Annotated in this window: 10 protein-coding genes; 4 read left to right on the forward strand and 6 right to left on the reverse strand. The window is 54.5% G+C overall.

Annotated elements, in window-relative coordinates; all coding sequences use genetic code 11:
- Window positions 1–101 precede the first annotated feature (101 nt).
- Complete coding sequence (locus tag QQL85_RS11915) at window positions 102–4,385, reverse strand: NACHT domain-containing protein (RefSeq protein WP_284353550.1); 4,284 nt, start codon at window positions 4,383–4,385, stop codon at window positions 102–104.
- 511 nt (window positions 4,386–4,896) lie between these two features.
- A complete protein-coding gene (locus tag QQL85_RS11920; protein ID WP_284353549.1) occupies window positions 4,897–5,202 on the reverse strand; it encodes a hypothetical protein in 306 nt (101 codons plus the stop codon).
- Between the two features lie 150 nt (window positions 5,203–5,352).
- Here QQL85_RS11920 and QQL85_RS11925 point away from each other — a divergent pair, with 150 nt between their 5' ends.
- Window positions 5,353–5,970 (forward strand): histidine phosphatase family protein, encoded by a 618-nt coding sequence (locus QQL85_RS11925; RefSeq protein WP_284353548.1) that lies wholly within the window; start codon window positions 5,353–5,355, stop codon window positions 5,968–5,970.
- Window positions 5,971–6,370: 400 nt separating this feature from the next.
- The gene (locus tag QQL85_RS11930; RefSeq protein ID WP_284353547.1) at window positions 6,371–7,372 is read left to right on the forward strand and encodes a metallophosphoesterase; all 1,002 of its coding nucleotides are present in this window, start codon (window positions 6,371–6,373) and stop codon (window positions 7,370–7,372) included.
- A gap of 280 nt (window positions 7,373–7,652) precedes the next feature.
- On the opposite strand, the gene QQL85_RS11935 is transcribed toward QQL85_RS11930, so the two are convergent.
- Window positions 7,653–8,441 (reverse strand): hypothetical protein, encoded by a 789-nt coding sequence (locus tag QQL85_RS11935; protein ID WP_284353546.1) that lies wholly within the window; start codon window positions 8,439–8,441, stop codon window positions 7,653–7,655.
- Window positions 8,442–9,241: 800 nt separating this feature from the next.
- Between QQL85_RS11935 and QQL85_RS11940 the strand changes: the two genes are divergently transcribed.
- On the forward strand, window positions 9,242–9,994 hold the full coding sequence (locus QQL85_RS11940) for an SIR2 family NAD-dependent protein deacylase (RefSeq protein WP_284353545.1): 753 nt from the start codon (window positions 9,242–9,244) through the stop codon (window positions 9,992–9,994).
- Between the two features lie 63 nt (window positions 9,995–10,057).
- Here QQL85_RS11940 and QQL85_RS11945 read toward each other — a convergent pair whose 3' ends face one another.
- Window positions 10,058–10,426 (reverse strand): hypothetical protein, encoded by a 369-nt coding sequence (locus QQL85_RS11945; protein ID WP_284353544.1) that lies wholly within the window; start codon window positions 10,424–10,426, stop codon window positions 10,058–10,060.
- A gap of 21 nt (window positions 10,427–10,447) precedes the next feature.
- Between QQL85_RS11945 and QQL85_RS11950 the strand changes: the two genes are divergently transcribed.
- On the forward strand, window positions 10,448–10,903 hold the full coding sequence (locus QQL85_RS11950; RefSeq protein ID WP_284353543.1) for a 3'-5' exoribonuclease: 456 nt from the start codon (window positions 10,448–10,450) through the stop codon (window positions 10,901–10,903).
- A gap of 521 nt (window positions 10,904–11,424) precedes the next feature.
- Here the strand turns inward: QQL85_RS11950 and QQL85_RS11955 are convergent.
- Both QQL85_RS11955 and QQL85_RS11960 read right to left on the reverse strand, forming a co-directional pair.
- On the reverse strand, window positions 11,425–11,727 hold the full coding sequence (locus tag QQL85_RS11955) for a nucleotidyltransferase family protein (RefSeq protein ID WP_284353542.1): 303 nt from the start codon (window positions 11,725–11,727) through the stop codon (window positions 11,425–11,427).
- Between the two features lie 137 nt (window positions 11,728–11,864).
- Complete coding sequence (locus tag QQL85_RS11960) at window positions 11,865–12,284, reverse strand: hypothetical protein (RefSeq protein ID WP_284353541.1); 420 nt, start codon at window positions 12,282–12,284, stop codon at window positions 11,865–11,867.
- Between the last annotated feature and the right edge of the window lie 255 nt (window positions 12,285–12,539).

A 12,539-nucleotide genomic window follows, 5' to 3' on the forward strand; every position in this document is an offset into this window, starting at 1 on the left:
CTGGAAGACAGCTACCGCCTCATGGGCGCCAGGGCGGAGATGAGAGAGAGCCTACGCAGCTGTCTGAGTTGGCGCTCTCGTTTAATCAGGCCGGGCATGGTCTACTCCTCCCTCTGCCCGGCTTTCGCCTGGTTGGCTTTGATAGCTTTTGCCGCTGCCTTCCCTCCTCGCTTGGTAAGGTCAATGCCGATGACCTTGATGTCGGCTACGTTTGGATATTTAGGGGCCAAGGACTGCCATTCATCCTGCAGTGCCATGACGAGCTCGTCAAAAGCTAATCGGCCCTTCGGTGTCTCCCAAGTTCCTCTGCCTCCTTGATTCACTACTAAGAATATCCCGCAGCTAGAGCGCGTGTCGCGCAGGTAGTCTCCGCCCAGCTGATTCTCAAGTCGCTCGAACAACCGCGACCCAGGCCATTTGTCAGCAAGCTTAAGCTCGATAGGCACTGGCCCATCGAATCGGCTGCTATGCATTCTGAAGTCCGGGCGTTTGTCATCTGCGAGCTGCTCCTCCTGCGGAATGACGTAGCGTGCGCCCGCACGATCTCTACACCAGTTTCCGATATATTTGCGAAGGGCAGTCTCTTGGTTAGCGAGCAGCAGGATTTCCGCAATGCTCGAGTCTCCATTTTCGAGGTCATGCTTCAAATCGTGGAGGCGGTCAATCGCAAGGCTCCATAGCTCGCGGTGGTTAGCTGGTGCCTTTTCAAGTTGGTTTTGGAAGTCGACTACATCCGCGGGTTCCCAAGGCGAAGATTTTGAATCTGCAGTGGCTCTTTGCTCCGTGTAAAACGCGCTCCAGGCTCGTAGACGTTGTGCTGGATGTTCAAAAGCAATTTTCTCGAGTGCGAGAAAAGCTTCATGTCCAGAGGTGTCCCGAATGATGTTTAGGAGACCATTTCTTACGTCCTGAGCGTCATCGCGCAGACCAGGCGAGTAGACGCCCTTTCCTAGGCGGTCGATATCATCTTCAACTCGTATGTACTTGCTGGCCAGTAGATACAAATCCGCAGCTTGCTCAGGGGCTTTGTACTGTTGACGGCAGCGGCTACCGTTGCGGTTACCTGCAATAACCGTCAGGCAGAGCATCATGAGTTTTGTCTTGTCCTCCTCAGATGTCAGTGCTTCGAGGTATTGCGCTAGAGCCGGGATTGCAACGATTGGCTGCGTCCCGATCCAAGCAGCAAACCATGTGGCTGCTATCTCAGGCGCGCTACTGGGGAGAGCCATCACACTGGCCAACCTCGAAATCGCGTCATCAGCAATGGACGAATCATTCAAGATGCTCAGCGCCAGCTGAAGACCGGCGACGCTTCCGAGTGGTTTCTCCAGCCGCGAGATGAGTGACGGGGTGATATGGTCGGACATACAAGCGCCACCCCTTCGCACCTTTTCTAATATGCAGTGGTGGTGCAACTCACCTGGAGCAGCACTGAGTTCGCTCTCAATCTCCTGGAGAGCGAGTCCCGCAACGGCACCAGGATGGTAAGAGAACAGGTTCGATAGCCAAGTCGGGAAGCCGAGATCGAGCAAGCCAAAACGCGCCGCTATGTCAGCCTCGGCGACGGTCATAAGTGAAAAGAGATCTGGCTGTTCTGTGGTCTCTATCGCGAGTCCAGTTAGGCCGAATGATACAGTCGCTGATGGTACAAAGGCGTGCCCTCCTTCGCTCGGTAACTTCTGAGGCGCAGTCCTCCAAAACCTGATGGCGCCTTCTCGGAAGGCCTTAGCAATTGGTTCTCCAAACTCTGGAATCAGGGAAGCCCAGTCACCCTGTGAGCTCTTGCCTGTGCCTGTCGCCAGTGAGCGCCTCTTGCGATCAAGAGTATGTTGGGCGTTGGTGATAGCGCCTGGTGTGGAGGAGCCAAGCAAGCATGCGAGATTTCCGGCTAAACCCTCTTTCCAAGATTGCCACTCTGCTTGCTCCTTGGCCTCTCGACGTTCCTGCTTCTCCTTCAGCTCCGCTTGACGACGCTCAAACTTAGTCATCTCGCTCGACTGAGGCTTGCTAAGGGACTCCAGCTTTGAAAGGAGCTCCAGACGCCCCCCACACGAGGTTTCAAGTTGCTCGGGCCAGGTCGCAGGACGACCAGCTTCCTGGTAGATGTGAAACGCCAGACTCAATGCCATGAGCTGATCATCGAGTTCTGTCTTCTGTGTAATGTCAGCGCATGCACGCTCAAAATTTTGGGTGTTGTATGTCCATAGATGCCGGAAACCGCCGAGATCCCAGGTGTCGGCAATAGCCTTCTCCGCGCTTTTGCGCGTTTCGATGACATCATGCCAGAACAGTAGATGATCCATTTCGGGCCAAATCGGCACGAGCTCCCTCACTTCCGTGATCGCATTCCTGTCGGCAAGGTCGTTGTAGCTGTCTAAGCGAGAAAGCTTTCGCAGTACAGACAGCACGCGCGGCTCCATAGCCTTCGCATCTTTGGATTTCAGGAGGCGCAGCGCGGCCTGAGCGGCGGGTTCTGCCAACCAGGAAAAGCGTTTAGAGATCTCGCAGTAGCCGCGATCAATTGCGGGAGCCTTATCAAAAAGCTCATCCACGCCTTCAAGAAATAGATGAAGGAGCTCTGTTGGGGATGCGTCCACGACGTCCGAGATCGCGAAAGCGAGCTCATCGCTGCTGCTGTAGCTGGGCTTACGTGCAGAACGTGACAGAGAGTCTATAAGCCACCGAATCCACACCTCATCCATCGGGAGGTTTTCTAGAAGCTCTGCCAAGCAGTCACGCCCGAATTTGGAGGTTCGCGCCAGCATTTCTATTCGCAGGCTAGCGAAGTCATCTGCAGAACCTGCCTCTTTGACTGCACGGATCGCAGCCACCTTGACACGGTTATCTTTGGTGTTAAGTGCGTATTGCACTGCGTCAGGAACCACAGCGATCATCCTGGCCTGGGCAACCATATCAAGCAGAAACGAAACGATGTGGCTCTGGTCGCGATATTCGGCAAGGAGCTCATTTACGACTTCCGCAAGGTCAGTGTGCGCGAACAACTGAACAGCCGTGTGCTCAGTGACTGTCCAATCGTGTGCAGGCCGGGCCAGCGTCTTACACACTTGCCGGAGAATTACACGCCGCGAGTCGCTCGGGAGATGCCTAGGATCACCGTCCTCGAAGAAAATCTCCGGAGCGACACGGATAGCTCGTTCCCGGATGCGTTCATCAAACAATGCGAGCCATGGCAAAACAGGTCGCATCGTTGGCTCTATGACCTCACGGCCGTAATGCGTCTTGAAAAAGAGGCCTTCAACCCTGGCACGCGAGGCTTCGCTTAGGATTTGATGGTGTAGCCACTCTGCAGTGAGGTACTCCCTTACTGAGCGATGGTGAAAGCGCGTGGTGCCATAGATTCCTTCATCGAAAATAGGCCGGCTGAGCAAGGCCTCGCATTCGACCTCAGTCCAATCACCGAGAATTCCATCTAGCGGCATCCCTCTAGTGTTTCGGTTTCCATCAGGGATCCGAATAGCGGACGTTTGAGCCAACGTAGTAGCCAGGGCAGCCAGTCTTGCTCCGTGGCGGAGTTTATTGGGAGCTATCGGCTTGGCATGTGATCTGTTCGTATCATGCTCCTGGAGCCGCCGTTCAATGCTGCTACGCATCAGGTCGTAGCGAGATCCAATCTTTCCCTGAGATTTCCAGAAGAGGACGAGTTCAAGGAAGTCCAACGGGCGGGTTGTGAGCCCGTTCGCTTCGGTTCGCTCAATAGCAGCTTTGAAGCTATCCACGTCCTCAACGCCGTTAGCTCTCAAGAATGTGTCAATTTGCTCCCCCTGGATGTCGTCCAAGGTGACCAGCATGAAGGGGCCTGCAGTGTCTGTGCCTTCTGCTGCATCACCGGAGCCGGGTGCGAACGGAAACTCTCTTTGGCACAGCGCAAGATCAGTTTTGGGGCGCCAGGCAGAAAGCCTACTGGTGATAACGATGTGAGCATTGTCACCTACCTTCTTTGCATACAAGCCGAGCTTACGTATGGCCACCTCAAAGTCGAGCGGGCTTCGCAGCTTCGCTTCATCAACTGAATCCATAAGGATCCAGCCTTCTGTACCCGAGCTGCACCAGGTGATGAATTCATCGTGTGTACCTTCTTCAAATGCGCCTTCGAAGAAGTCTTTGATGTGCTCAATTCGGAGAAAAAATGCTGGCTTTCCTTCACCCCGGAGCTGTCGAGCGACATTCCTGATCTCTTCAGTCTTACCTGAGCCTGCCTCGGATAGCAGGATTACGCGGTGATGGCTCAACAGGTCAGGCCAGAAGAGTTTTCCTGCTCTGTTGTGTCTGGCGTTTAGGTCTGCGTCGTCGTCGATATCTGCATCGAGGACGATTTTGGAGAAGGTACGATTGAGTTGAATGAAGGCGTCCGAATGCCCAGTCATAAAAGGATCTCAAGCAGGTCAGGTACAGGCCCGAGATGGGCCGCAGATGCCCTGCAATCCTACCTGAAACACAGCGCTCACCGGCGGCTTGTACCCAGGCTATATCTAACCATCGAGCGCCAACACGCGCGATGAAATCTCATGTGCCGTGAGTCTTGCTTCGCGGTGCAGCAGATACGAGCCGGACGTTCCTTTCCAAGTTGGAGGGTGCTCGAGCAAGCATCACGTTGGACAAGCTCGAACAGGTGAGTCAACGCCTGGAGTTGAGTCCACTGAGCATACTGACCCTCTCCCTGAGCGAGCAGACCGGTAGGCCTCCAATGGATCTCATTAACAGCCTGCGCTGCGAAATCGAGCACCTGCAAGGTGATGGCGGTGTACCTGGGCTGGACATTGCTTCCGATGGCCACTCTCGTTCCAGACTTCAGCCTTCCCCTCGCTGCGAGGGCGAAGCAAGATGAGATTCGCTCCCCTGCCCTATAGCTGCGCGACAGTTCGTCTGTGCGGTGGATTACTCTGATGATTCAGGGCAGACGATCAGAGCAATCAGCTCAGGAACCAACGCGCGCGCATCCTGCTCGTACCCTTCCCGCCACCGGTGCGACCAATCTTGAGGGGATCCGTCCTGCTCCCACTCGGCCAAGGCAAGGGCATTGAGGATCTCCATCTCAAACCAGAGGGCCTGCCACCCTTCTCCATCTGTTACCAAGGCGGGGTGTTGCCAGACGAATTCAGTCTGCGCCACGAAGCGCGACCAGCTCATCAGATCTTGAGGTGCTTCATGAGCCAGTATCCTTAGCGCCGAAAATGTCAGCACGAGTTTCCCCCAGAGAAAACGAACACACTACTCTGCATCCTGCCAGAGAGAGCGCTTTCTTCACGATCTCTCCCTTTCGCATGGCTATCCCATACGGTGCCATGCCAGCATGGCGCAACCCAAGCAACGTAAGCCAAGGAAGGAGAGTCAATGAAGAACGTCAGGCTGATACGCCACGGCGAGAGCGCCGCCAACGCTGGCGAGCCAACTAGGGATCACGCAAGCATTCCTTTGACGGCGAAAGGCCTCGAGCAAGCCGGCAACGTCGCGCAGTCGATCACCAGCGCCCCAGGGCTCATTCTCGCCTCATCGTTCCTTCGCGCCCAAGCTACCGCGCTGGCCACCACGGCACTCTATCCCGATGCTGCTTTCGAAACTTGGCCGGTTCACGAATTCACCTACCTGGCGCCAGCACGCTGTGTAGATACGACGGTCGCACAGCGGCGGGGTTGGGTCGAGGCTTTCTGGCAGAGATCAGATCCTGCCTTTTCGGACGGTGTAGGAGCAGAGTCTTTCCATGATCTCGTGGCCAGGGCTGTGCATTTCCTTGACCTAATCGCAGAACACTCGGCCAATGAGATCGTGGTGTTTTCGCATGGTCAGTACCTTAACACCGTGCGCTGGCTACTCGAGAAAAAGCCGCAGGTGATTGACGGTGAAGCAATGCTGGATTGGCGTGAGTACGAGATAGCGAACCATATCCCGAATTGTCAGGGGTTCTCGCTCAGCCGGCATACGGACGGAAAAAACTGGGCTCTCGGTCGTTGAATACGTCAACTACGAACGTCAGCTTTTTGCTGACCTTATCTTCACGCCCTTTTTACATGCGATGCCTGCTCGAGCAGTTGGTCAATCGTCTCATTCCACTGTTGGAGCGGTGAAATGTCCGGTGCGCCATACCGTGCAGCTAGCTCCGACTGAGCATTGGTTGTCGTGTGAATCCTCCAAATTAAGACGAAATATCTTCGTCTGAGCGCCAGCTCAGCGCTCTCCATAATGATCCCTTTTGGGATCATTAACCCCTCAAAACGCCCTTAATTTTCCCATATGGGATCATTACGCGGGGCGTTGCTGAAGGGGCCGTTTTCCTCGACGAATGAGTTCCAGAAGGGGAAAATAGGTGGGTTATCGACTTAACGATAATGGCAACAGAGACGTACCCTGCCCCATGAATTCTAAGGTTCTCCAGTTACCGAAAAATCTCCACGGTCGTGACTTTGTAGTCGGAGACATCCACTTCAAAATCACAGACCTCCACCGCGGGCTGCACGCATTGGACTTCGATAAAGCTAAGGATCGGCTGATCGCTGTGGGCGATCTGATTGACCGCGGGCCTGGTGTATTGGATGGGCTGAAGCTGCTCGGCGAGCCTTGGTTCTTCAGCGTCCAAGGCAACCACGAGCGAATGCTGATCGACGCTTATGAGGCTAATCCCAACGCTCGCTATTCTGCGCATGGCGCGGGCTGGTGGATGACGATTGCTGATGAGTCCAAAGCGATGATCATTGGGAAGCTCCGGAGCTTGCCGATCGCCATTGAGGTTCAGTCGGATCGGGGTGTTGTGGGTGTCGTGCATGCAGATGTGCCGGCGGGCATGGCCTGGTCGACCTTTCTGGAGCAACTCGAGAATCCAGCAATGGAGGAGATCGCCCTGTGGGGGCGAGATCGGATCGTTAAGCACCATCGTGAAGGCGTACCTGGAGTGTGGCGGGTCTGTACCGGCCATACGTGGATTCCGCGTCCGTTGAGGTTAGGCAATGTGCTAGCGCTGGACGTCACCGGTGGCGCCGACGGCTCGTTGGCCATCTACAGCATTCAGGAAGACAAAATCTTCATTGATGGTGTTGCTACCTCTATCGACCAGGCTGATTGCCTGAGCGAGCAGCTCCAGGAGCTTGAGCGGCGTGCCGGGGCTCTCAAAACGACGGTGAACAGTAACAAGCTCATCGAGACGCAGGTAATGGCGGCGGAGCTGGAGTCAGTTGCGAAGCTGGTCAATTCGATGTGGCAAGACGTTCGCGAAGGTGTTGAGGAGCAACAACGGCTGGTAAACGCGCTGCATGGGCTGAGCCTTGCGACTGGTGAGCTCCGGGGCGCCAAGCTCGACGAACTATGTGCTAGGCATGAGAACACTCAGGTCGAAGCGCTTCTTCGACGGTTGTTAGGTTGAGAGGTTTTCATGGAGTACGTGATGAGCATTAGCCAGGCGCGTCGACGTTTTCGTCGTGTGCTCAAGCTCGCAGAGAAAGGCAACACGTTCATTCTGACAAGGTGCGGCAAGCCGGTATGTCGGCTTAAGCTCTACGAATAGGTATCTCGAGCATTTCTGTGCGTGCCCGTTGGGTCGGCTCTCGTGAACCAAGCCGCCCGCTTCGCATTCGTCTTGGCCCGGAGGGCTTCGATCCTCACGCCTCGCGCGCTCCGCTTGCACGTCAGGAAATTCCAAATTTCTAGTGGAGTGCTAGAGCTCTGAGCAGAAGCGCAGACCATTTGATTGAGTCATAAACTAAGGCGTTGATGACTGGTTTGGTACCGTGTACATCGCCCATGTCTGATCTCAGCTTCTGCATGACAAATGCGGCTTGATTCAGCGATCCCTCGAGGTTACTGGCGAGTGGCTTGTAGTCAGCATCAGACCAGCCGATGTCCACTAACTCTTGAACCAGGCGGTTCTTCACATTTAGCGCATCCACGGATCGCTTCACTCTCTCTTGGAATGACGCCTTGTTAGGATCACCCAAGTTACAGATAGAGTAGATATCTGCAGTCACTGAATCCAAAGCCCCACAGGCAGCCGAGAGCGCCCCACTGAGGTCACCATCACGGAGCCTACTGGACGCTTTCTGGATGTCCGCCCTCGCCTGTTCAGGGATCGAAGCTAGATCTGCTACGTCAAAAATGTCCACTGGAATGAGGGTTGTTCCAGAAAACTTCCATCCGATTCGGCTGAAAACGCGCTCCAATTCCTCAACCACATCAGCTTTACGCCGCATCATCTCTTCGCAACAGATGGAGACAAAAGCTCCGCGATCGGCTTCACCCATCGCTCCAACCTGCTTGTCGATCTCACTCAGCAGTTGGGATTTTGTAGCGCCATTTTGTTGCCTCTGCTCCAGATGCGCTAATCGGGACATATCGAGATTCCCGTATCCCACGATCTGTTTGATGTCACCGAAACTGAATTTTTCTATGAGCGTGGAGCGAACGGGGCTCCAAGGAATCGAGCTGCTTTTGATCATGAGGGATCTCGATGATTTGCGAGGTTGCCAATATGAGAAAGCTAGATAGTACGAAGGAACCGCAAACTCGATTTCAGCCGCTGAATGATGCTGGAACGGTCAGGATGGTGCTTCGCCTCCAATCGCTGAATTTTCGAGATCATTCTCACGATGCTTTCCCTTGCGCGCTGCCGACTTCCTGTCCTTTTCATTGGTGCCTCGAGTTGGGGTGGATGGCGTCCCGCAGGCTTCACCCTAGCATTTTGCAAAACGAAGCGCCTACCCCTGGCAGACGCAAGAAAGTACGCTACCCAGTCTTGCTGTACATGCATACAGTATTAATTTTTTCTCGGTTAATTGGGCACCCAGAGCACGCTCCCGTCTCATAGCTGTCCAGAAAAGACAGTCTGGTAAGCATGGAAGGCCCGTAATCAGGGGCTTTCGAGAAACTATTGGCTTCGTCGGATTCGCCTGCTGCGTGCTGGTAAACCAGGCACATTTGCTCAATTGGTATGCGTTCCACCGCGATGCATATGAGCACTGTATGCATATACAGTCATCTTGAGTCTCTCTCTCGACCTGAGCGTATTGCTGGTCGCCCCCCATCGCACCAGTGCTCTGATTTGCTGGGATCTACGCAAGTTGAGTGATGAGCGGAGTGCGTCCCAGTCCTTCGGGTCGTATCTGTCTTAGCGCCAGCCGGTTTTCTGGACATTTGTGCGACTCTTTTCCAGCTCTGATGCCCTGCTCATCGCCATCACGCAATGACCTCATGTGTGGGCTCGGGTAAGCTCGAGTGAAGCGAATTCCAGGACATCTCAATGCCCCTCAGTACCGTCGTTAAGCTGTTGCAGGAAGCAAAGCACGTTGTCATTTTCACCGGCGCCGGCGTATCCGCTGAAAGTGGAATCCCAACGTTCAGAGATGCATTGACTGGTCTCTGGTCTCAATTCGACCCTGCTCAATTAGCGACAGCCGAAGCGTTCCGTGCGGATCCTGAGCTGTGCTGGGGTTGGTATGAGTGGCGTAGGTTGAAAGTGCTCCAAGCGCAGCCGAATGCAGCTCATCTCGCGATAGCAGAACTCGCTAAGCACGTCCCTAAGCTGACCGTCGTGACCCAGAATGTGGATGACCTGCATGAACGGGCTGGGAGCCAGGACGTGATTCATGTTCACGGTAGCCTTCATTCACCTAGGTGCATTGACTGCGGCAATGCCCACATAGCGCCCCTTCCTTCTGATGACTTACCCGCGGATGGTTGCCGTCTTGAGCCACCTCGGTGCGATGCATGCAACGGATACATCAGGCCTGGAGTCGTATGGTTCGGAGAAATGCTTCCGGACGCAGCCTGGAGTGCGGGTTTTGCTTCCTCAGGTGCTTGTGATTTGTTCTTCTCGATCGGTACGTCCGGTGTCGTGTATCCAGCCGCGGAGCTGCCCCTACGTGCGTTAGGAGCAGGCGCGAAGGTCATACACGTCAATCCTGCTCGTGTAGAGGTCTGCAGCCAGGAGCTTTGGCTCCAAGGTTCGGCCGCAGACATGATGAAAGCACTCGTTGAGCAAGCTTTTGGATGATGCGTGTACGACGCTTATCCTCCGGTCTGCAGCGTAGGGTAAGTCTACAGAGACTCTATCGTTTCAGACGCCCAGGTCATCATCAATTCGCCTCCCCACCAGTTCACGAGGGAGGACGTCAGCGGGCACTAGCAGCAAGAGACGGTCTGCGAGGTAATCGCTGTAGCACGCCAGGATCGTAACGCTATTGGGCAAATCGTCCGGGCCTGGCGCTTCGATGCCCGCCTCCACCTGAGCGCTCTTAACTATCCTGAGAATGTCCTCGCCTAGCCATTGCCGTTCGAGATACTCCCTTTGGCTGCGGGTGGGTTTCGGCCCGAACGAACGCAGCAGATCAGCCACGGTTTCGAGAAGTCCTTGGGGGCCCAGGTGTTCCAGCGCAGCCTTCCAGAGCATTCCTTCTTGAGGCATCGTGAGTCGTTTACGAAGCATTGGTAGTACAGGATCCTTCTGATGAGACTTTTTCTAGATTGCGAATTCACGCGGCTCAACGCCACAGCAAAACTGATTTCGCTGGCGCTGGTAGCAGAGAACGGCAGGGAATTTTATGTCGAATTGCTCGACACATGGCACCTGGACGACTGCAGCGATTTCGTAAAAGAGATCGTGCTCCCTCAGCTGTGGGGTGGCGACTATAGCTGCCCCATGCTCGACGCCCGGGACAGGCTGCTGGCGTTTCTACGCTCATTCGACTGCATGACTACAGTGGTGACTGATGCCCCGGAGTACGATTGGGAGCTGTTCTGCGAACTCGCGTACTACGAAGGTAAGTGGCCGCAGAATGTTTATCCGGCGCCAACCAATGCACTCAGCCTTGAGCCACTTAACGATGGATCAGACCTTCCGCATCATGCGTTGCTCGATGCTCGGATCATCGCCGGGATGTTTGTCCCGAAAGCCAGTGGCTAGAGACTACCTGCTTGCGCTGACCTTGTGACTAAGCCAAATACCACCCCAGGATGGCGTGACAACTTGTGAAGATCTAGCGAAGGGTACATTTGTAATCCTGGCCTCAGGGTGTGATCGAGATGTCAAATACCCACAAAAAAATCAGGCTTATTTGTATGCTATTTGGCTGCAAAAGCAAGCTGAGGGCCTTGCAGGCCCCAAAGAGGCGACGATCGTTCGTGCGGGCATGGACACAGTCAATTTCCTCAAGATTTACCTTTGAAAATGATCAAGAAGTCGCATCGCAGTAGATCAAGTGCAAAAAAGCCAAAGAACTGCCGTGCAGGCCAGCTCTATCTGGCGGGTTGAGAGGTGGTAGTGACGCCGCTGCTTTGCTTTTGAAAACAAACAAAAGAACTCCGTTTTTGAATTTTTGATTCAAGGTTAGCCCTCAAAAAATGTCGTTTTCTTGATAGAATTGACGCATTTACGACATTTGCTGCAATGCAGAGCGATGCCATTTGGCACAAATCCATTCCTGGTTATAAGGGAATGGCGGATCGCTCGACCTCTGGTTTGAGATGCTCAGGCATGTTATTCGCGACGTTCAGGTCAACCGGTATGCCCAGCATTTCCTCAAGGGCCGACTCGAGCTCCATAATGTCGAAAAGTGAGATCCTCCCTTCCCAGTCGGCTGGTATGGTCACGAGAAGATCAAGGTCGCTCCCGTCAACGTCGTCACCGCGGCAAGCGGAGCCAAAGACTCTGACGTTAACGAACCCGTAGGCCTCTACTGCCTTGCGGAGCATGTCGCGTTTGCCTCGAATAGCCAGAGATGGTTTCACGGCTTGCCCTTCTGGTTGACCGACGCGATGTCCCGCTCTTAAGACACTCAAGTACGTGAACACGAATGAGGGAAAAGATTTGTGGTGAGTGATGATAAACAGATCACTCACCACCAAACGATCACTGCCTGTAAGAATCAGTCGCCGAACAACGTCTTCAGAATTGAGGAGGCGAAGGGAATCGCGGCCAGGCCTAAGAGTGCGGTCTTGAACTCTCCCAGTTGCTGCCAGGTGATTTTTCCTGCAACGAGCCCGCCGACAATTACGAAAGCTACAAATGCCGGCCACGCTCTGATAAACAGCCGCAGAAGACCCGCTTTCGTAAGGGAGGCGCTGATACGTGGAAAGGCCCGGCGATAGTCCGTACCGATGTAGGCAACATACAGGCCTGCAGCCGCAAGGATACCTACGAGCACTGACGCGCTCACGTTGACGGTCGACAGTCCCCAGAAAAGCGCCAGCAGCTTGCTACCCAGCCAGCCGAGCCGCTTGATGTACTCGTTGGCGGTTTTCATCTCAGGGATGGGGAATCGAGGGTCGTATGATGATCCGAACATGTGTGTTCCTTTTATTCCGGCGAGCCCCGTGCCCGCATTACGCCCATCGTAAGGGTGTAGAACTCTTTCACCTAGCCGAAACGAGCCGTTGAAACTCAGCTGTTTGGTACGGAGCACTTCTCTCACGAGGATGCTCTTCATCGGCTTCGGATTGACAGGACTGAAGGCATGAAAAATAGTGGCAAAGTGACAGTCTCACACCTCTATCGTTTGCCGCTCTCAGAATCGGGACTGCCCTCACCCTTCCTCTGCTTA

It is taken from the genome of Pseudomonas putida (genome assembly GCF_030159595.1).
GTDB classification, from domain to species: domain Bacteria; phylum Pseudomonadota; class Gammaproteobacteria; order Pseudomonadales; family Pseudomonadaceae; genus Aquipseudomonas; species Aquipseudomonas putida_AC.